The following is a 20,719-nucleotide window of genomic DNA, read 5'->3' as shown; positions in this document are numbered from 1 at the left end:
TGCTGCCGAGGCCCCCGGTGTCCGGTGCGCAGGATACCACCCTTAAGTGGGGGTTCAAGCGGAAGAAAACTACCCCCAACCCCGGCCCGGGGAAAAGACAATTTCTTGCCGCCAGCCCGCATGGCGTCCATGAAATCGCCACAATTGGCCCCGATGATCCCTGTCATGGCCCTCCACATGGCCGTCGCTCCCTGACCCCCTCTGGAGCGGCGAGCCGGCCAGACGCGGCGGCTGGTGCTTCCCCCCTGGCACCAGCCGCCGCACTTATTTCCAGGTCCCTCGATCGAGATATTTACCGGCAAAGCCGGCGCGCGCGGCCCCCTGGACCCAGCCGCGACACGTCACAGCAAGGCCGGTGGCGCGTCTTGCTGCTCCAGCCAGGGCGGCGGCAGCAGGAATTCCGAATCGGGGTCATGCCCGGCATGGCGGCGCTTGGCCAGGGCGCGGGCGTTGACCGCATAGCAATAGGTGCAGCCGTGCGGGCAGGTGTCGTACTCGCCGATGTCGCGGCTTTCATGGCACAGGCAGCCGGGGCGGTTGCCCTTGACCTTGGCGGCGATCCGCCGGTCCAGGCCCCAGCCCCTCGCCACGTCCTCCAGCCGCCTTGCGTCGATGCAGGCCGCCGGCGCGACGCCCTCCGCCAGCAGGTCGGGCTGCGAACACAGCGTCAGGCGGATGCCGTGGGCCGCCGCCGCCTGGGCCAGCCGGGGCAGCAGGGCGCGCTTGTCCTCCGCCGGCGGATCGCCCCAGCCGAAGCGGTGGGCGCGGGCGGCGGCGGCCAGATTGCGCCCGGTCTTGCGGTAGAGGGTGGCGAAGGACACCGACGCTTCGTCGGTGATTCCCGCCAGCCGCGCCGCCAGCCGGGCGAAATTCTCCTCGTGCCAGTCCAGCGGCGTCAGCGAGCTGGCCAGGATGGGATCGTAGCGCCACACCACCACCCGGGGGCCATGGGTCTTGGCGATCTCGGCCATCAGGGACAGCGACCGCTCGACCTCGATCACCGAGCTTTCCAGGGCGCGGGGATAGCCGGTGACGGTGCAGTGCAGCGCGAACGGCATTCCGGCCCGGCGGATCTCGGCCAGGGCGTCGAGAAACGGTCCGGGATTGCGGGTCCAGAACACGAAGCCGTCCACGCCAAGGCGCAGGGGGATGGTGGAGACCTGCCGGCCATAGGGATTGACCGCCTTGGCCCAGCCCGCCCGGAAACGGTTGAGGAACCAACGGCCGTAGAAGGCGGGAATGTCGGTGCGATAGCTGGCCGAGACGATCATCGCGCCATTATGGAACTTGCAGGCGAATCCTGCCACATCGACTCGGATGTGAAGTTTATCGTATTGATTTAAAACGTAATTTCATGGTTTGCTCATGACTCGCGAGTCGTTTTTCGTTGCCCTGGCGGCGGCGGTCATTTATAAAACCGGTGACCTCGATTGGTTTTGTCGATAACCCTGTGGTCCGATCCCGGCGCGCGATCCGCGAGCGACGGGCGAATCGGAGCACCAGCGAAACAGAGGAGAACAGCCTTGCGCGACAGGCTCCTCCCGGCAGTGATGCTGGCGATCATGGCGGCGACCTCTCCGGCCTTGGCGGGCGACCTCGCCAAGACGGAAGCGGTGCGAATCGCCGCCGCCGATGGCGCCCAGACGGCGGCCATCCTGCCCGGCACCAATCGCGAGGCCCGTGTCGCCCCCCTGCCCAAGCCGCTGTCCGCCGCCGATGCCGACCTCTATCGGCGGGTGATGGCGCTGCAGGCCTCGGGCCAGTCGGCCGCCGCCGACCGCGAGCTGGGCAAGATCCGCGACGAATTGCTGAAGGGCCATGTGCTGGCCGGCCGCCTGCTGGCCCCGGCCGCCAAGCCCAAGTTCCAGGAAATCCGCGCCTGGCTGTCCGAATACGCCGACCTGCCCCAGGCCGAGGCCGTCCACAATCTGGCCAAGGGCGTCAAGGGCGCCAAGGGCGTCGGCGCCCTGCGCGCCCCGGCCAGGGGCGGCCTCAAGGGCACCGGCATCGAGTTCGAGGCCGACGGCGCCACCTGGGAAGAGGCGGCCTACGACGTGGACGGCTCCCCCGCCAGGGTCAAGGCCTTCAAGGCCAGGCTCCGCCAGGCGCTGCGCGACGAGGAGCCGGCCCGGGTCGAGGCCATGATGGCCTCGGCCGAGGCCCAGGCCATGGCGCCGCTGGATTTCGACCGCATGCGCCTGATGGCGGCCGCCGATCATTTCGCCGGCGGCCGCGACGAGCCCGCCGCCACCCTGGCCGGCCTGTCGGCCGAGCGCTCGGGCGAGCTTCTGCCCGCCGCCCACTGGATCGCCGGCCTGGCCCAGTGGCGCATGGGCAAGCCCGATCTGGCGCGCCGCCATTTCGAGGAGGTGGCCAAGCTGGCCGACGGCCAGGACTGGCTGTCCGCCGCCGGAGCCTTCTGGGCCGGGCGGGCCAATCTGGTCACGCGGCGTCCCGAGGCGGTCAATCACTGGTTCGAACTGGCCGCCACCTCGTCCCGGACCTATTATGGCCTGCTGGCGCGCGCCCAGTTGGGGCACCAGACCCAGTTCTCATGGGAGGTGCCGCCCTTTACCGAGGGCGATGCCGACCTGCTGATGCGCGTTCCCGGCGCGCGCCGGGCGCTCGGCCTGCTGCAGCTGGGCGACCGCGCCGGCGCCGAGGAGGAGTTGCGCAAGCTCTATCCCAATGCCGGCAAGGGCCTGCGCCAGTCTATGCTGGTCATGGCCTATGCCGGGCAGATGCCCGCCCTGGCGGTGCGCCTGGGCGGTTCGCTGCCGCGCGAGAACGGCCGCCTGCACGACGCCGCCGCCTTCCCGGTGCCCGACTGGACGCCCAAGGGCGGCTGGCAGGTGGACAAGGCCCTGGTCTTCGCCCTGGTCCGCCAGGAATCCTCGTTCAACCCCAATGCCCGCTCCGGCGCCGGCGCCACCGGGCTGATGCAGCTGATGCCGGCCACCGCCGCCGCCATCGGTGGAAAGGGCGCCCGCGACCGCCTCACCGACCCCGAGCACAACCTGGCCCTGGGCCAGCGTTATGTGGGCAAGCTGCTGGCCGAGGAGCCGGTCAACGGCAACCTGCTGCTGATGGCCGCCGCCTACAATGCCGGCCCTGGCAATCTGGGCCGCTGGCTGGCCAACATCCGCCACAACGACGACCCGCTGCTGCTGGTGGAAAGCCTGCCGTCGCGCGAGACCCGCGCCTTCGTGCAACGGGTGATGACCAGCTACTGGATCTACCAGAGCCGCTTCGCCCACCCGTCGGACACCCTGGAATCCGTGGCGGCCGGCGAATGGCCGCTCTATTCCGGCCAGGACCCGGTCCAGCCCAAGCCGCGCAAGGCGTCGCGCTGATCGATTTTCAGTCCGGCCGCGTCCGCCCCGTCTTGACTCGGGCGGGTGGCGTCGCCACCCTTTCGCCATGACTCTCCTTCACGGCACCTGCGTGGCCATCGGCGGCCGCGGCGTTCTTCTGCGCGGCCCCTCGGGCGGCGGCAAGTCGGATCTGGCGTTGCGGCTGATCGACGGGGGGGCGCTGCTGGTGGCCGATGATCAGACCCGGCTGGAACGCCGGGGCGACACCCTGGTGGCCCGCCCGCCCGCCACCATCGCCGGAATGCTGGAGGTGCGCGGCCTGGGGCTGATCCGTCTTCCCCATCTGGAGCAGGCGCCCCTGGATCTGGTGGTCGATCTGGTCCCCGCATCCGAGGTGGAACGGCTGCCGGAAGCGAACACCTTGGAATTGCTCGGATTGACGCTCCGCCATCTGCGGCTGGCCCCCTTCGAGGCCTCGGCGGCGGCAAAGGTTCGCCTTGCGATGCGCGCTTCAACGCGGGATATAATGCCGCCGTGATGAGCGACCTGCACTCCAGCCCGACGGATTCCACCCCGGCCGGCGCCGCCGAAGGCGGCGGCCGGGTGGTGCTCGTTACCGGCATGTCCGGGGCGGGCAAGACCATGGCGCTGAAGGCGCTGGAGGACATGGGCTGGGAGGCGGTGGACAACCTGCCGCTCTCGCTGGTGGCCAGTCTGGTGCGTTCCGGCGAGGGTCTGGCGCGCCCCCTGGCGCTGGGCGTCGACATCCGTACCCGCGATTTCGGGGTGGAGCCGGTGCTGGCGGCGCTCGACCGCCTGATGGCGGAAAGCGGCCTGGACGTGCGGCTGCTGTTCCTGGATTGCGAGGATGACGTCCTTTGCCGCCGCTTCACCGAGACGCGGCGCCGCCACCCCATGGCGGTGGACCGGCCGCTGCTGGACGGCATCCGCCACGAGCGCACCCTGGTCTCGCCGCTCAAGCGCCGGGCCGACGTGATGATCGACACCACCAACCAGCCGCCCGCCGAGTTCAAGCGGGTGCTGGCCGGGCATTTCGGGCGGGAAGCGTCCGGCGGGTTGGTGGTGTTCGTCACTTCCTTCGCCTACCGCAACGGCCTGCCGCGCGAGGCCGATCTGGTGTTCGACGCCCGCTTCCTGGCCAATCCCCATTACGTGCCCGAGTTGAAGCCGCTGACCGGCCGCGATCCGGCGGTGGCCGAATACGTGGCCGCCGACCCGGCCTTCGGCCCGTTCCTGGAATCGCTCACCCGCCTGCTGGAGCCGCTGCTGCCGCGCTTCGCCGCCGAGGGCAAGAGCTACCTCACCATCGCCGTCGGCTGCACCGGCGGCCGTCACCGTTCCGTCGCCATCGCCGAGCGTCTCGCCGGGTGGATGAAGCGCCGCGGCGGGCGGGTCGAGCTTCGCCATCGCGAACTCGACGAAGGGAGTTCATGATGTCACTGTGCAAGACGCGCGGGAACGGGGCCGGTGGAGCCGGCTTTCCTCCCGCCCAAGGGGGATTGAGATGATCGGACTGGTACTCGTCACCCACGGCCGGCTCGCCGACGAACTCGTCGCCGCGCTCGAGCACGTGGTCGGGCCGCAGCCCAATGTCGGGGCGGTATGCATCGGACCCGACGACGACATGGAGCAGCGCCGCAACGACATCCTGTCCAGCGTGGCGCGCTGCGACGACGGCGCCGGCGTGGTGGTGCTGACCGATATGTTCGGCGGCACGCCGTCCAATCTGGCCATCTCCATCATGGACAAGGCCAAGGTCGAGGTGATCGCCGGCGTCAACCTGCCCATGCTGATCAAGCTGGCCAGCGTGCGGCATTCCGAGCCCCTGGCCGATGCCGTCGCCAGTGCCCAGGAAGCCGGCCGCAAGTACATCAACGTGGCCTCCAAGCTGCTGACCCAGGATCGCAAGTGATGCCGGACGCGACCGAAACCGGCGGCGAACTGACCCGGACGGCGACCATCGCCAACCGGCGCGGCCTGCATGCCCGCGCCGCCGCCAAGTTCGTCAAGCTGGCCGCCACCTTCGACGCCCAGATCACCGTCGGCCATCGCGGCACCGAGGTGTCGGGCCTGTCGATCATGGGGCTGATGATGCTGGCCGCCGCGCCGGGCTGCTCCATCGAGCTGAAAGTGACCGGAAACCAGGCGTTCGAGGCCATGGAGGCCCTGTTCGATCTGGTCGACCGCAAGTTCGACGAAGACTGACGGCTGCTGCCATGGCGACGCGCGGCGGCAGCAAGGCAGGCGGACGGGCAAGGGCGGCGGCTCATCCCGCCACCGCGACCGGCGGCGAACCGGTGCGTGCCGAACTGGTGCGTGATGGCCTGGGGGTGTCGCGCGGCATCGCCATCGGCACCCTCTACCTCCACGATTCCGGCACCATCACCGTCCCCGAGCTGCGCATTCCCGCCGCCCGCCTCGATGCCGAATGCGTCCGTTTCACCGAAGCGGCCGCCAATGCCGGCCATCAGGTGGAGCAACTGCAGGACAAGGCCGGGCGTCTGGGCGGAGCCGCCGGCGAGGAACTGGGCTACCTGCTGGACGCCTACCGCCAGATGCTGCACGGCTCGCGCCTGCTCAGGGGCGTCGAGACCCGCATCCGCGCCGAACGCATCAATGCCGAGGCCGCCGTCCAGCAGGAGATCAACGAGATCGTCCGCGGCTTCGAGGCCATGGACGATCCCTATCTCGCCGCCCGGGTCGCCGACATCAAGGATATCGGGCGGCGCCTGCTCCGCGCGCTGACCAACACCGCCTACCGTCCCTTCACCGCCCTGCCCCGGAACGCGGTGATCATCGCCGAGGAGATGACCCCGGCCGACACCGCTTTGCTCGACCCGGCCCAGGTGGCCGGCCTCGCTGCCGTGATGGGCGGCAGCGAGGGCCATACGGCCATCATGGCCCGTTCGCTGGGCCTGCCCTCGGTGCTGGGCATCGCCGACCTGCTGACCGGGGTCAAGGGCGGCGAAACGGTGATCGTCGACGGCACCAACGGCCTGGTGGTGATCAATCCCCAGCCCGAGACCCTGGCCTTCTACCGCCGCGAGCGCGCCGCTTTCCTCAAGGCGCGGCGCGTCCTGTCGCGCCTGAAGGACGTGCCCGCCGTGACGCGGGATGGCGGACGCATCGGCCTGCAGGCCAACATGGAACTGCCCAACGAGGTGGGGGCGGTGCTGGATTCGGGGGCCGAGGGCATCGGCCTGCTGCGCAGCGAGTTCCTGTTCATGAACCGCGACGACGTGCCCAGCGAGGACGAGCAGTACGGCATCCTCAAGGATGTCATCGAGCGCATGGGCGGACGCACCGTCACGGTGCGCACCTTCGACGCCGGCGGCGACAAGCTGGCCCCGGCGCTCGGCTGCACCATCGGCCCCAATCCGTCGCTGGGCCTCCGGGCCATCCGCCTGGGCCTCGCCCGCCAGGACCTGCTGGAAGCCCAGCTGGCCGCCATCCTGCGCGCCGCATGGCACGGGCCGGTACGCATCCTGATCCCGATGATCGCCACGGTGGGCGAACTGCGCGCCACCCGCGAGGTGATGAACCGGGTGATCCGCCGCCTGCGCAAGGCCGGCATGCCCCTGCCCGACCCGTTGCCGCCGCTCGGCGCCATGATCGAGATTCCCGGCGCGGCCCTGTCGGCCGACGCCATCGCTTGGCACGCCGATTTCTTCGCCATCGGCACCAACGACCTGGTGCAGTACACCCTGGCCATCGACCGCGCCGACGAGGCGGTGGCCCATCTCTACAACCCGCTGCACCCGGCGGTGCTGCGCCTGATCCAGTTCACCACCCAGGCCGCCCACCGGGCCAATATCCCGGTCAGCGTCTGCGGCGAGATGGCCGGCGACCCCCGCTATGCGCCCCTGCTGCTGGGCCTCGGCCTGCGCGAGCTGTCCATGACCACCTCCAACCTGCCGGTGGTCAAGAACCGCATCCGCTCGCTCAACCTCGTCGCCGCCGAGGGGCTGGGCCGCACCATCATGGAGCAGACCGATTCGGGAAAGATCGGCCAATTGCTCGACAATTTCGAGGGGCGTTGAGCCCAAAGGGGAGGGGGAACCATGCGGATCGTCTTCGCCGTCGCCATGGCGGTGCTGCTGGGGGCGAGCCAAGCGGTCGTCGCCCAGAACGCCTATCCCTCGGTGGAACTGCTGTCCACCGGCACCACGGTGGTCGGCGAGCCGATCCGCTATCCCGACAGCGGTCCGGCCCGGGTGACCTCGACCATCGTCACCCTGGCGCCCCATTCCGAGGCGGCCCTGCATCTCCACCCCGCTCCCATGTACGCCTACATCCTGGAAGGCGAGGTGGTGGTGGATTACGGCCCCCACGGCCGGCGCACCTATGTCCAGGGCCAGGCCCTGATGGAAACCATGGCCGTGCCGCACAAGGGCATCAACGCCACCGGCCGGCCGGTGCGCATCCTGTGCGTCTTCATGGGCGCCGAGGGCACCGCCAATGTCAGCCTGGTGAAGTAGGCCATGCCCACATAAAGATATCTTTATATCGTATTGCGTTTTGCCAAGAGGCCTGCTACACAGGCCGCAGCTGGAAAACCACGTCTTAAGGGACCGCCATGACCGCCTTCACCGATTACAAGGTTGCCGATATCGCCCTGGCCGCTTGGGGCCGCAAGGAGCTGGACATCGCCGAGAGCGAGATGCCCGGCCTGATGGCCACCCGCGAGGAATTCGGCCCCAGCCAGCCGCTGAAGGGCGCCCGCATCGCCGGTTCGCTGCACATGACCATCCAGACCGGCGTGCTGATCGAGACCCTGAAGGCTCTCGGCGCCGACATCCGCTGGGCGTCGTGCAACATCTTCTCGACCCAGGACCACGCCGCCGCCGCCATCGCGGCCGCCGGCATCCCGGTGTTCGCCGTCAAGGGCGAGACCCTGGAAGAGTACTGGGACTACACCCACCGCATCTTCGAGTGGAACGACGGCGGCTGCCCGAACATGATTCTGGACGACGGCGGCGACGCCACCCTGCTGATCCACCTGGGTATGCGCGCCGAGAAGGACCTGTCGGTGCTGAACAACCCGACCTGCGAGGAAGAGGAAGTCCTGTTCGCCTCCATCAAGAAGAAGCTGGAGACCGACAAGACCTTCTACACCCGCAACGGCACCGCCATCCGCGGCGTCACCGAGGAGACCACCACCGGCGTGCACCGTCTCTATGAGATGGAGAAGAAGGGCACCCTGCTGTGGCCGGCCATCAACGTCAACGACTCGGTGACCAAGTCCAAGTTCGACAACAAGTACGGCTGCCGTGAATCCCTGGTGGACGGCATCCGCCGTGCCACTGACGTCATGCTGGCCGGCAAGGTCGCCGTGGTCGCCGGCTTCGGCGACGTGGGCAAGGGTTCGGCCGAGTCGCTGGCCAGCCAGGGCTGCCGCGTCATCGTCACCGAGATCGACCCCATCTGCGCGCTGCAGGCCTGCATGGAAGGCTACGAGGTCGCCACCATGGAAGAGGCCGCGCCCCGCGGCGATATCTTCGTCACCACCACCGGCAACGTGGATGTGATCACCGTCGATCACATGCGGGCCATGAAGGACCGCGCCATCGTCTGCAACATCGGTCACTTCGACTCGGAGATCCAGGTCGCCGGCCTGAAGAATTTCGAGTGGAACAACATCAAGCCCCAGGTGGACGAGATCAAGTTCCCCAGCGGCAACCGCATCCTGCTGCTGGCCGAGGGCCGCTTGGTCAACCTGGGCTGCGCCACCGGCCACCCCTCCTTCGTGATGAGCGCCTCGTTCACCAACCAGGTGATGGCCCAGATCGAGATCTTCACCAATCCCGGCAAGTACGAGAAGAAGGTCTACGTCCTGCCCAAGACCCTGGACGAGAAGGTCGCCACGCTGCACCTGGCCAAGCTGGGTGCCACCCTGACCAAGCTGAACCAGAAGCAGTCCGATTATATCGGCGTCGCCGTCGAAGGCCCCTTCAAGCCCGAGACCTATCGGTACTAGACTGCTCGTTCGAGCGGATGGAACCCCCTTCCGGCGACGGAAGGGGGTTTTTTCTTGGGGAGACGCCGTCCATGTGCACCTGTGGCAAGCCCGATTCCACCCGCCGCCGCCTGTTGACCGGCATGGCGGCCCTGGCGGCCTTCGGCAAACTGCGTCCGGCCTCGGCCATGGCGCCCTCCGGCGGCTCCCTGCGCCAGAGCACCGGTGACGTCATGATCAACGGTAAACCAGCCGCTGCGGGCAGCGCCGTCGTTTCCGGCGACACGGTCGCCGCCGGTCCTGGCGGTACGGCGGTGTTCACCCTGGGCGACGACGCCTTCCTGCTGCGGGCCGGCGGCGCGGTGACCGTTTCCGACCGCCCGGCCGGGCGCGAGATCAACCTGGAGAGCGGCCGCCTGCTGTCGGTGTTCGGGCCGAAGACCGTCACCCTGAAGACGCCGCTGGCCAATGTGGGCATCCGCGGCACCGCCGTCTATCTGGAAAGCCACCCGGCGGCGACCAATATCTGCGTCTGCTACGGCCACGCCGTGATGAGCCCCAACGCCGCGCCGGGCCGGGCCGAGGAGGTGCGGACCCGCCACCACGACGCGCCCCGCCGGGTCTTTGCCGCCGGGCGTGACCCGGTGATGGAACCCTACATGGTGACCGACCACGCCGACGAGGAACTGGTGATGCTGGAAGCCCTGCAGGGCCGGGTGCCGCCGTTCGCCGGCAAGTAGTGCCCCCTTGCCCTGGGCCGCGCTTGGCCCCAAACTCTGGCCCCATGCGCGCCCCGATCCTTGCCCTTTGCCTGCTGCTCGCCGTCCCCGCCGCTCTTGCCGAGACGGTGGCGCCGGTGCACGGGCTGGCCATGCACGGGGCGCCCAAATACGGGCCGGGATTCCGGCATTTCGACTACGTCAACCCCGACGCCCCCAAGGGCGGCGAGATGCGGCTGGCCGAGATCGGCGGCTGGGACACCCTCAATCCCTTCATCGTCAAGGGCGACCCGCCGGGCGGGTCCGACCTGCCCTTCGAGACCCTGATGGCCAATTCGGCCGACGAGGCGTTTTCCGAATACGGCCTGATCGCCGAGACCGTCGAGGTGCCCGCCGACCGCTCGTGGGTGGTCTTCAACCTGCGGCCCCAGGCCCGCTGGCATGACGGCAAGCCGATCACCGCCGAGGACGTGGCGTTCTCGTTCGACATCCTGAAGGCCAAGGGCCATCCCCGCTACCGCTTCTACTACGCGGCGGTGGATAAGGTGGAGGTGCTGGGGCCGCGCCGGGTGCGCTTTAGTTTCAAGCCCGGCGACAACCGCGAGCTGCCGCTGATCGTCGGGCAGTTGCCCATCCTGCCCAAGCATTACTGGCAGGGCCGCGACTTCGCCGTCACCACCCTGGAGCCGCCGCTGGGCAGCGGCCCCTACAAGGTGGCGGCGTTCGAGACCCAGCGCACCATCACCTATGAGCGGGTCCGGGATTACTGGGGTGCCGATCTTCCCGTGCGTAAGGGCGAGTACAATTTCGACCGTATCCGCTACGATTCCTACCGCGACACCACGGTGGCGCTGGAGGCGTTCAAGGCCGGCGAGTACGACTGGCGGCTGGAGAACGAGGCCAAGAAATGGGCGACCGCCTATGAGGATTGGGCCGGGCTGAAGGACAAGCGGGGCCGTCGCCAGGCCTTCGCCAACCAGCGTCCGGCCGGCATGCAGGGCTATGCCTTCAACCTGCGCCGTCCGCTGTTCGCCGATATCCGGGTGCGCCAGGCCCTGGGGCTGGCCTTCGATTTCGAATGGACCAACAAGACCCTGTTCCATGGCCAGTACAAGCGCACCGGCTCGTACTTCGCCAATTCGGAACTGGCTTCGGTGGGGCTGCCCTCGGCCCAGGAACTCGCGGTGCTGGAGCCTTTGCGCGGCAAGGTGCCGCCCGAGGTGTTCACCACCGAGTTCAAGCCGCCGGCCACCGAGGGCGACGGCAATATCCGCCCCAACCTGCGCGCCGCCATGAAGCTGCTGGAAGAGGCGGGGTGGATGGTGGTGGACGGCAGGCTGGTGAATGCCTCCGGCCAGCCCTTCGCCTTCGAGATCCTGCTGGTCCAGCCCGCCTGGGAGCGCATCACCCTGCCGTTCGCCCGCAATCTGGCCCGTCTCGGCATCGAGGCCGGCGTGCGCACCGTCGACACCGCCCAGTACAAGAACCGCCTCGACCACTTCGATTTCGACATGGTGGTTCATGTCTGGGGCCAGTCACAGTCGCCGGGCAACGAACAGCTGGGCTATTGGGGCACGGAATCCGCCGATGCCCCCGGCGGCCAGAATCTGGCCGGCATCAAGAACCCGGCGGTGGATTCCCTGGTCGATCTGGTGATTTCCGCTCCCGACCGCGAGACCCTGGTGGCGCGCACCCGCGCCTTGGACCGGGTGCTGTTGTGGAACCATTACGTCATCCCGCAATGGCATCTGGGTCTCGACCGGCTGGTGTGGTGGGACAAATTCGGCATGCCCGACAAGGTTCCCTCCAGCGGGGTGCAGCCCATGACCTGGTGGGTGAGGAAATGATCGCCTACGCCCTTCGCCGTCTGGCCCTGATCCCGCTGACCCTGTTCGGCATCATGCTGATCAATTTCGCGGTGGTGCAGTTCGCCCCCGGCGGGCCGGTGGAGCTGATGATCTCGCGGCTGCAGGGCACCGCCGTCGATGCCGCCGCCCGCGTCTCGGGGGCGGGCTCGGGCGAGACCGCCCAGGTCAAGGCGGCCCCGGCCCAGGGCGGCCAGGGGGCCTATCGCGGGGCCCAGGGCTTGCCGCCCGACTTCATCAAGGAGATCGAGAGGCAGTTCGGCTTCGACCGTCCGGCGCACGAGCGCTTCTGGCTGATGATGGGCCAGTATGCCCGTTTCGATTTCGGCAAGAGCTTCTATCGCGATGTCTCGGTGATCGGGCTGGTGATCGAGAAGATGCCCACCTCCATCTCGCTGGGGCTGTGGAGCACCCTGATCATCTATCTGGTGTCCATTCCGCTGGGTATCGCCAAGGCGACGCGGGACGGCTCGCGCCTCGACGTGGCGTCGTCCTGGGCGGTGATCATCGGCTATGCCGTGCCCGGCTTCCTGTTCGCCATCGCCCTGATCGTCGTGTTCGCCGGCGGCCAGTATTTCTCGTGGTTCCCGCTGAGGGGGCTGTCCTCGTCCGGCATGGAGGGGGCTTCCCTGGCGGCGCGGGCCGGGGATTACTTCTGGCACCTGGCGCTGCCGGTAACCGCGTTGGTGGTTGGCGGATTCGCCGGGTTGACCATGCTGACCAAGAACTCCTTCCTGGAGGAGATCAACAAGCAATACGTGGTGACCGCCAGGGCCAAGGGCCTGTCCGAACGGCGCATCCTCTACGGCCATATCTTCCGCAACGCCATGCTGCTGATCGTCGCCGGTTTCCCCCGCGCCCTGGTCGGCATCCTGTTCACCGGCTCGGTGCTGGTGGAGATCATCTTCTCGCTCGACGGCATCGGCCTGCTGGGCTTCGAGGCGGTGAGCAACCGCGACTATCCGGTGATGTTCGGCACGCTCTACGCCTTCTCGCTGCTGGGTCTGGTGCTCAATCTGGTCAGCGACCTGACCTATCACTGGGTCGATCCCCGCATCGATTTCGAGGGGAGGGGGGGATGAGCCTGACGCCGCTCGACCGCCGCCGGCTCGACGCCTTTTGCCGCAATCGGCGGGGATTCTGGAGCCTGTGGATCTTCCTGGCCCTGTTCCTGGTCACCCTGGCCGCCGAACTGGTGGCCAACGACCGGCCGATCATGGTGCGCTATGACGGGGCGATGTACTTCCCCATGGTCAGGGACTATCCCGAGGTGACCTTCGGCGGCGATTTCCTGACCTATGCCGATTACCGCGATCCCTACATCGTGGAAAAGATCGCCGAGAAGGGCTGGGCGCTGTGGCCGCCGGTTCCCTTCGACTACCGCGCCATCAATTACGACCCGCTGGCTACGCACCCGTCGCCGCCGTCGGCCAGAAACTGGCTGGGCACCGACGACCAGGGCCGCGACGTGGTGGCCCGGCTGATCTATGGCCTGCGCCTGTCCATCTGCTTCGGGCTGGCGCTGACCCTGGTCAGTACCGTGGTCGGCGTGGCGGCGGGCGCGGTGCAGGGCTATTTCGGCGGCAAGGTCGATCTGGCCTTCCAGCGCTTCCTGGAGATCTGGGGCGGCCTGCCGGAATTGCTGATCCTGATCATCATCGCCTCCATCATCAAGCCGGGCTTCTGGACCCTGCTGCTGGTCCTGGTGCTGTTCTCGTGGACCAATCTGGTCGGCGTGGTCCGGGCCGAGTTCCTGCGGGCCCGCAACTTCGATTACGTCCGTGCCGCCCGCACGCTGGGCATGAGCGATTCCCGCATCATGGTCCGCCATGTGCTGCCCAACGCCATGGTGGCCACCGTCACCTTCATGCCGTTCATCCTCAATTCCTCCATCGTGTCGCTGACCGCGCTGGATTTTCTCGGGCTCGGCCTGCCGCCCGGCTCGGCCTCGCTGGGCGACCTGCTGCGCCAGGGCAAGGAGAACCTGCAGGCCCCCTGGCTGGGCCTGACCGGCTTCGTGGTGGTCGCCACCCTGCTGTCGCTGCTGGTCTTCGTCGGCGAAGCGGTGCGCGACGCCTTTGATCCGAGAAAGACGACCTGATGAGTGAAAACCCCCCTCTCCTTGTCGTCGACGATCTGGCGGTCAGCTTCGGCCCGGTGGACGCGGTCAAGGGCGTGTCCTTCACCCTGGCCAAGGGCGAGACCCTGGCCCTGGTGGGCGAAAGCGGCTCGGGCAAGTCGGTGACGGCGCTGTCCATCCTGCAATTGCTGCCCTATCCCCGCGCCCGCCACCCCAGGGGCTCCATCCGCCTGGACGGCGCCGAACTGGTGGGCGCGCCGGAGCATGCCCTGCGGAAGGTGCGCGGCGCCCGCGTCGCCATGGTGTTCCAGGAGCCCATGACCTCGCTCAACCCCCTGCATTCCATCGAGAAGCAGGTGGGCGAGGTGCTGGAGCTGCATCGCGGCATGCGCGGCGCGGCACTGCGCGCCCGCGTGGTGGAACTGCTGGCCCTGGTGGGCCTTCCCCAGCCCGAGAAGCGCCTGGGCGCCCTGCCGCACGAGCTGTCGGGCGGCCAGCGCCAGCGGGTGATGATCGCCATGGCCCTGGCCGGCGAGCCCGATATCCTCGTCGCCGACGAGCCGACCACGGCGCTGGACGTCACCATTCAGGCGCAGATCCTGGCGCTGCTGAAGGATTTGCAGGCCCGCCTGGGCATGGCCCTGCTGTTCATCACCCACGATCTCGGCATCGTGCGCAAGATGGCCGACCGGGTTTGCGTCATGAATGGGGGCGAGATCGTGGAAAGCGGTCGGCTGCCCCAGGTGTTCGATGCCCCCGCCCATCCTTACACCAAGCGCCTGCTGGCGGCCGAGCCCAAGGGCAAGCCCCACCGCCCGCCCGAGGGCGAGCCGGTGGTGATGGCGGCCCGCGACCTCAAGGTATGGTTTCCCCTGAAGGCCGGCCTCTGGCGCAAGACCGTCGGCCACGTCAAGGCGGTGGACGGGGTCAGCCTGGACTTAAGGCGCGGCCACACCATCGGCGTGGTGGGCGAATCGGGCTCGGGCAAGACCACCCTGGGCCTCGCCTTGCTCCGCCTGCTGGACTCGGAGGGCGAGATCGCCTTCGGCGGGACGGCCATCCACTCCATGAGCGCCGGAGAGCTGCGGCCGCTCCGCCGCCAGATGCAGATGGTGTTCCAGGATCCCTACGGCTCGCTCAGCCCCCGCATGTCGGTGGGCCAGATCGTCGGCGAGGGCCTCGAGGTGCACGAACCGGCCATGCACGCCGCCGAACGCCACCGGGTGATCGCCGAGGCCCTGGCGGAAGTGGGCCTCGACCCGGCGACGCGCGACCGCTATCCCCACGAATTCTCCGGCGGCCAGCGCCAGCGCATCGCCATCGCCCGCGCTTTGGTGCTCAAGCCCAAATTCATCGTCCTGGACGAGCCGACCAGCGCGCTCGACGTCTCGGTCCAGGCGCAGATCGTCGATCTGCTGCGCGACCTCCAGGCCCGTCACGCCCTGGCCTATCTGTTTATCAGCCACGACCTGCGGGTGGTGCGCGCCCTGGCCGACGACCTGATGGTCATGAAGGACGGCAAGGTGGTGGAGGCCGGCCGCGCCGAGGATCTGTTCAAGGCCCCCAAGACCGCCTACACCAGCGCCCTGATGGCGGCGGCGTTCGATCTGGAGGTGGCATGACTCCCCAGCGCCACACCCATCTCGACGCCCTGGCCATGACCCTGATGATCGGGCTGTGCGCCCTGTGGGGCCTCAACCAGGTGGCGGCCAAGGTGGCCAATGCCGGCATTTCGCCGGTGCTGCAGGCGGGCTTGCGCTCGGCCGGATCGACCCTGCTGCTGATGGGCTGGAGCCGCTGGCAGGGAATCCGCCTGTTCGAATCCGACGGCTCGGGCCGGGCCGGGCTGGCGGCCGGGCTGCTGTTCGCCGCCGAGTTCGCCCTGATCTTCTGGGGGCTGGAATACACCACGGCGTCGCGGGCGGTGGTGTTCCTCTATACCGCGCCCTTCGTGGTGGCGCTGGGCATGCACCTGCTGGTCCCGGCCGAACGCCTGACCCGGAACCAGACCGTGGGCCTGCTGTGCGCCTTCGGCGGCATCGTGCTGGCCTTCGGCGACAACCTGTCGCTGCCCGATCGCCGCCAGCTGGTCGGCGACCTGATGCTGCTGGTTTCGGCGGTGATGTGGGGCGCTACCACCGTGCTGGTGCGCACCACCCGCCTGGCGGCGGTCAGCCCCAACAAGACCCTGCTGTACCAGTTGGGGGTGTCGGCCCTGGCCCTGCCCGTCGCCTCGCTGCTGCTGGGCGAAAAGGGGGTGATCGGCGAGCCGTCGGCGCTGATCTGGGTGTCGCTGGCTTGGCAGATCGTGGCGGTGGCCTTCGCCTCGTATCTGGCGTGGTTCTGGCTGATCTCCCGCTATCCCGCCACCAGGCTGTCGGCCTTCTCGTTCCTGACGCCGCTGTTCGGCATGCTGTTCGGCGCGGCCCTGCTGGGCGAGCGCATCACCTGGGGCCTGGGCGGAGCCATGGTCCTGGTGGCGGCGGGCATCTGGCTGGTGAACCGGAAGTGATTTGAAAGTGATTCCGGCCCCTTGCATTGCCGGATCGCCCGAGCTATAAGCGTCCCCTTCCTGAGCGGACAAGGCTGTTAGGGCTGCCTTGCCGTTCCTCGTCGCTGAACCATTCAGACTAAGGATAAGCGCAAATGCCCAAGATGAAGACCAAGAGCTCCGCGAAGAAGCGGTTCAAGCTCACCGGCACCGGCAAGGTGAAGGGCAACGTGGCGTTCAAGCGTCACTGCCTGTCGGCGAAGTCGCAGAAGATGAAGCGCCAGGCGCGCGGCACCTTCCTGCTGTTCAAGACGGACAGCGACAACGTCAAGAAGTACTTCCTGCCGAACGGAGGCTGATAAATGGCTCGCGTCAAGCGGGGCGTCACCACGCACGCCCGTCACAAGAAGATTCTCAAGCTCGCCAAGGGCTATCGCGGCCGGTCCAGCACCTGCTTCCGGGTCGCGATCCAGAAGGTCGAGAAGGCCCTGCGGTACGCCTATCGCGACCGCCGCGCCAAGAAGCGCAATTTCCGCGCCCTGTGGATTCAGCGCATCAACGCCGGTTCGCGCGCCTACGGCCTGCCGTATTCGCGTTTCATGGACGGCTTGAAGAAGGCCGGCATCGCGCTCGACCGCAAGGTGCTGTCCGATATCGCCATCCGCGAACCCGAAGCGTTTAAGTCGCTGGTGGAAAAGGCTCAGGCCGCCCTCCAGTAGGACTTCCTTTCGGGAAGAAATGTGTTGGAGAGGGGCCGGCCCGTATGGGACGGCCCCTTTTCGCGTCTTGGGGAACGAGAGAGATGCAGGACCTCGATAAACTCCAGTCCGAAGCCTTGGCCGCGGTGGCCGCCGCCTCCACCCTGGACCAGCTGGACGCCGCCCGCGTCGCCGCGCTGGGCAAGAAGGGCAGTATCACCGGCCTGATGAAGTCCCTGGGCGGCATGGGCCCCGACGAGCGCAGGGCCGCCGGTGCGGCGCTCAACGCGGCGCGGGACCGGATCGAGGGCGCGCTGGCCGCCGCCAAGGCCGGTCTGGAGACCAAGGCCCTGGACGAGCGCCTGTCGCGCGAGCGCCTGGACGTGACCCTGCCGTCGCGACCCGAGGCGATGGGGCGCATCCATCCCATTTCCCAGGTCATGGACGAGATGGCCGCCATCTTCGCCCAGATGGGCTTCGACGTGGCGGAAGGTCCGGACATCGAGGACGACTTCCACAATTTCAACGCGCTGAACATTCCGCCCGAGCATCCGGCGCGCCAGATGCACGACACCTTCTATTTCGGCGAGAAGGCCGACGGGGGCCGCCACCTGCTGCGCACCCACACCAGCCCGGTGCAGATCCGCACCATGCTGGCCAACAAGCCCCCCATCCGCATCATCGCGCCCGGCCGCACCTATCGCTGCGATTCGGACATGACCCACACCCCGATGTTCCATCAGATCGAGGGGCTGGTCATCGACGAGGTCACCCATATGGGCCACCTCAAGGGCTGCCTGCTGGAATTCGTCCGCGCCTTCTTCGAGGTGGACGACGTGCCGGTGCGCTTTCGCCCCAGCTTCTTCCCCTTCACCGAGCCCTCGGCCGAGGTGGATATCGGCTGTTCGCGCGAAGGCGGCGAGTTGAAGATCGGACCCGGCGCCGGCTGGCTGGAAATCGGCGGCTCGGGCATGGTCCATCCCAATGTGCTGCGCAATTGCGGCATCGACCCCGACCGCTACCAGGGCTTCGCCTTCGGCATGGGCGTCGAGCGCATGGCCATGCTGAAATACGGCATTCCCGACCTGCGCACCTTCTTCGATTCCGATTTGCGCTGGCTGAAGCATTACGGCTTCGTGCCGCTCGACGTTCCCACGCTCGCGGGAGGGCTGACCCGATGAAGTTCACGCTGGACTGGCTCAAGACCCATCTCGACACCGAGGCCACCCTGGCCGAGATCGAGGTCGGCCTCACCGCCATCGGCCTCGAGGTCGAGGGCATCGACGACCCCGCCAGGCATCTGGGCGGCTTCGTGGTCGGCCATATCCTGGAGGCCGAGAAGCATCCCGACGCCGACAAGCTGAAGCTGTGCAAGGTGGATTCAGGGGACGGCGTGCTGCAGGTGGTCTGCGGCGCTCCCAACGCGCGCGCCGGCCTCAAGGTCATCCTGGCCCAGCCGGGCACCTATATCCCCATCACCGGCGAATTGCTGAAGAAGGGCAAGGTCAGGGGCGTCGAAAGCCAGGGCATGATGTGCTCGTGGCGCGAGCTGAAGTTGGGCGAGGACCACGAGGGCATCGCCGAGCTGGACGTCTCCATCGCGGTGGGCGCCCGCCTGCTCGACGTCATGAGCTTCGATCCCATGATCGAGATTTCGGTCACCCCCAACCGCGTCGACTGCCTGGGCGTGCGCGGCATCGCCCGCGATCTGGCGGCCTTCGGCCTCGGCAATCTCAAGCCGCTCAAGGTCGAGCCGGTGCCGGGCGCCTTCAAGAGCTCCATCGGCGTGCGCCTGGACTTCGCGCCCGAGGATGCCAATGCCTGCCCGCTGTTCGCCGGCCGCCTGATCAAGGGCGTCAGGAACGGCGACAGCCCGCAATGGCTGAAGGACCGCCTCTCCGCCATCGGCCTGCGTCCCATCTCGGCCCTGGTGGATATCACCAACTTCTTCGCCTACGACCTCTGCCGCCCGCTGCACGTCTTCGACGCCGCCAAGGTCAAGGGCGACATCCGCGCCCGTCTGGCGCGTGACGGCGAGACCCTGGCCGGCCTCAACGGCAAGACCTACACGCTGGATGCGGGCATGACGGTCATCGCCGACGACAACGGCCCCGAGGCCCTGGCCGGCATCCTGGGCGGCGAGCACTCGGGCTGCACCGAGTCCACCACCCAGGTGTTCCTGGAAGCCGCCTATTTCGACCCCATCCGCACCGCCGCCACCGGGCGCAGGCTGGACATCCTGTCCGACGCCCGCTTCCGCTTCGAGCGCGGCGTCGATCCGGCCTTCGTGGTGGCGTCCATGGAACTGGCCACCCGCATGATCCTCGATCTGTGCGGCGGCGAGGCCTCCGAGCCGGTGATCACCGGCACCGAGCCCGACTGGCAGAAATCCATCGTGCTGCGTCCCAACCGCGTCGCCGAACTGGGCGGCGTCGACGTCTCCGTCCAGCGTATGGAGACCATCCTCAACGACCTGGGCTGCGCCGTGGCGGAGCATGCGGATGGTTTGCTGGTCAACCCGCCGTCGTGGCGCGGCGACATCGCCGCCGAGCACGATCTGGTGGAGGAGATCATCCGCATCAACGGCTACGACAACATCCCCGCCACTCCCATGCCGCGTCCGGCCATGCCGAAGCCGGTGCTGACCCCCGGCCAGCGCCGTTCCGGCTGGGTGCGCCGCCAGCTGGCCACCCGCGGTCTGGTGGAGACGGTGACCTGGTCGTTTCTGCCCGAAGCCCACGCCGTGATGTTCGGCGGAGGCGCGCCCGAAATGCATCTGGCCAATCCCATCTCCGCCGATCTCGACGTCATGCGTCCCTCGGTGCTGCCCAATCTGGTCACCGCCGCCGGCCGCAACGCCGACCGCGGCATGAAGGATCTCGGTCTGTTCGAGCTGGGGCCGCAATTCGACGGACCCGAGCCGGGCCAGCAGCGGCTGGTGGCCGCCGGCATCCGCGCCGGACGGGCGCGCGGCCGCCACTGGGCCGAGCCGGCGCGGGCCGTGGACGCCTTCGACGCCAAGGCGGATATCCTGGCGGCGGTTGCCGCCGCCGGAGCCAATCCCGAAAGCCTGCAGGTGGTGGCCGAGGCCCCCGCCTGGTACCACCCCGGCCGTTCCGGCACGCTCAAGCTGGGCAACAAGCCGGTGGGCTTCTTCGGCGAACTGCATCCCGGCGTCCTGGCAAGGCTGGACGTCAAGGGGCCGGTGGTCGGCTTCGAGCTGTTCCTCGAGGCCCTGCCGGCGCAAAAAGCCAAGGCCACCAAGGCCAAGCCGCTGCTCAAGGCCTCGGCCCTGCAGCCGCTGGACCGCGACTTCGCCTTCACCCTGGATGCGGGCGTGGCGGCGGATGCGGTGGTCCGCGCGGCGAAGAACGCCGACAAGGCGCTGATCACCGACGTGGCGGTGTTCGACCTCTACGAGGGCGACAAGATGGCGGCGGGCAAGAAGTCGCTGGCCATCACCGTGACGCTGCAGCCCAGCGACAAGACGCTGACCGACGAGGAGATCGAGGCGGTGGGCGCGAAGATCGTCTCGGCGGTGGCCAAGGCCACCGGCGGCGAATTGCGGGGTTAAC

At 68.2% G+C, this 20,719-nt stretch carries 19 protein-coding genes; 18 read left to right on the top strand and 1 reads right to left on the bottom strand.

Going from position 1 to position 20,719, the window contains the following annotated elements:
• Positions 1-341: 341 nt before the first annotated feature.
• Positions 342-1,271 (bottom strand): DUF1848 domain-containing protein, encoded by a 930-nt coding sequence (locus H261_RS09410; protein ID WP_008616815.1) that lies wholly within the window; start codon positions 1,269-1,271, stop codon positions 342-344.
• Positions 1,272-1,523: 252 nt separating this feature from the next.
• On the opposite strand from H261_RS09410, the gene H261_RS09405 reads away from it, so the two are divergent.
• From H261_RS09405 to pheT, 18 genes are all read left to right on the top strand, one after another.
• Positions 1,524-3,353 carry a lytic transglycosylase domain-containing protein gene (locus H261_RS09405; RefSeq protein ID WP_152426801.1) on the top strand — a complete coding sequence of 610 codons (1,830 nt, stop codon included), beginning with the start codon at positions 1,524-1,526 and terminating at the stop codon, positions 3,351-3,353.
• A 67-nt stretch (positions 3,354-3,420) separates the two neighbouring features.
• The gene (locus tag H261_RS09400) at positions 3,421-3,852 is read left to right on the top strand and encodes an HPr kinase/phosphorylase (RefSeq protein ID WP_008616810.1); all 432 of its coding nucleotides are present in this window, start codon (positions 3,421-3,423) and stop codon (positions 3,850-3,852) included.
• Positions 3,852-4,769, top strand: coding sequence for an RNase adapter RapZ (rapZ, locus tag H261_RS09395; protein ID WP_008616808.1), 918 nt, complete (start codon positions 3,852-3,854; stop codon positions 4,767-4,769). Before H261_RS09400 ends, rapZ begins: the two co-directional genes overlap by 1 nt.
• Positions 4,770-4,839: 70 nt before the next feature.
• A complete protein-coding gene (locus tag H261_RS09390; RefSeq protein WP_008616805.1) occupies positions 4,840-5,247 on the top strand; it encodes a PTS sugar transporter subunit IIA in 408 nt (135 codons plus the stop codon).
• Positions 5,247-5,540 carry an HPr family phosphocarrier protein gene (locus H261_RS09385; RefSeq protein ID WP_008616803.1) on the top strand — a complete coding sequence of 98 codons (294 nt, stop codon included), beginning with the start codon at positions 5,247-5,249 and terminating at the stop codon, positions 5,538-5,540. Before H261_RS09390 ends, H261_RS09385 begins: the two co-directional genes overlap by 1 nt.
• Before the next feature lie 11 nt (positions 5,541-5,551).
• Complete coding sequence (gene ptsP, locus H261_RS09380; RefSeq protein ID WP_008616801.1) at positions 5,552-7,375, top strand: phosphoenolpyruvate--protein phosphotransferase; 1,824 nt, start codon at positions 5,552-5,554, stop codon at positions 7,373-7,375.
• 21 nt (positions 7,376-7,396) lie between these two features.
• Complete coding sequence (locus tag H261_RS09375; protein WP_008616799.1) at positions 7,397-7,813, top strand: cupin domain-containing protein; 417 nt, start codon at positions 7,397-7,399, stop codon at positions 7,811-7,813.
• A gap of 98 nt (positions 7,814-7,911) precedes the next feature.
• On the top strand, positions 7,912-9,312 hold the full coding sequence (ahcY, locus tag H261_RS09370) for an adenosylhomocysteinase (RefSeq protein ID WP_008616797.1): 1,401 nt from the start codon (positions 7,912-7,914) through the stop codon (positions 9,310-9,312).
• 71 nt (positions 9,313-9,383) lie between these two features.
• Positions 9,384-10,031: a FecR family protein gene (locus tag H261_RS09365; protein ID WP_008616795.1), complete on the top strand. Its 648-nt coding sequence runs from the start codon at positions 9,384-9,386 to the stop codon at positions 10,029-10,031.
• A 44-nt stretch (positions 10,032-10,075) separates the two neighbouring features.
• Complete coding sequence (locus H261_RS09360; RefSeq protein ID WP_008616793.1) at positions 10,076-11,857, top strand: extracellular solute-binding protein; 1,782 nt, start codon at positions 10,076-10,078, stop codon at positions 11,855-11,857.
• Positions 11,854-12,957 (top strand): microcin C ABC transporter permease YejB, encoded by a 1,104-nt coding sequence (locus H261_RS09355; protein ID WP_008616791.1) that lies wholly within the window; start codon positions 11,854-11,856, stop codon positions 12,955-12,957. The genes H261_RS09360 and H261_RS09355 overlap by 4 nt, the downstream gene beginning before the upstream one ends.
• Complete coding sequence (locus H261_RS09350) at positions 12,954-13,976, top strand: ABC transporter permease (RefSeq protein WP_008616789.1); 1,023 nt, start codon at positions 12,954-12,956, stop codon at positions 13,974-13,976. The genes H261_RS09355 and H261_RS09350 overlap by 4 nt, the downstream gene beginning before the upstream one ends.
• Complete coding sequence (locus H261_RS09345) at positions 13,976-15,577, top strand: ABC transporter ATP-binding protein (RefSeq protein WP_008616787.1); 1,602 nt, start codon at positions 13,976-13,978, stop codon at positions 15,575-15,577. The genes H261_RS09350 and H261_RS09345 overlap by 1 nt, the downstream gene beginning before the upstream one ends.
• Complete coding sequence (locus tag H261_RS09340) at positions 15,574-16,467, top strand: DMT family transporter (RefSeq protein WP_008616785.1); 894 nt, start codon at positions 15,574-15,576, stop codon at positions 16,465-16,467. The genes H261_RS09345 and H261_RS09340 overlap by 4 nt, the downstream gene beginning before the upstream one ends.
• Before the next feature lie 134 nt (positions 16,468-16,601).
• The gene (gene rpmI, locus H261_RS09335) at positions 16,602-16,805 is read left to right on the top strand and encodes a 50S ribosomal protein L35 (protein ID WP_008616783.1); all 204 of its coding nucleotides are present in this window, start codon (positions 16,602-16,604) and stop codon (positions 16,803-16,805) included.
• A gap of 3 nt (positions 16,806-16,808) precedes the next feature.
• Positions 16,809-17,165, top strand: a complete 357-nt coding sequence (rplT, locus tag H261_RS09330; RefSeq protein ID WP_008616781.1) for a 50S ribosomal protein L20 — start codon at positions 16,809-16,811, stop codon at positions 17,163-17,165.
• An 83-nt stretch (positions 17,166-17,248) separates the two neighbouring features.
• Positions 17,249-18,325, top strand: a complete 1,077-nt coding sequence (gene pheS / locus H261_RS09325) for a phenylalanine--tRNA ligase subunit alpha (RefSeq protein ID WP_008616780.1) — start codon at positions 17,249-17,251, stop codon at positions 18,323-18,325.
• Entirely contained in the window at positions 18,322-20,718 is a 2,397-nt protein-coding gene (gene pheT / locus H261_RS09320) for a phenylalanine--tRNA ligase subunit beta (protein WP_008616779.1), read from the top strand. Before pheS ends, pheT begins: the two co-directional genes overlap by 4 nt.
• Position 20,719: the final 1 nt, after the last annotated feature.

Origin of the sequence: Paramagnetospirillum caucaseum (assembly GCF_000342045.1) — a bacterium.
Lineage (GTDB): Bacteria > Pseudomonadota > Alphaproteobacteria > Rhodospirillales > Magnetospirillaceae > Phaeospirillum > Phaeospirillum caucaseum.
Note: the sequence above shows the minus strand (reverse complement) of the source record. Positions and strands in the feature narration are given on the sequence as shown.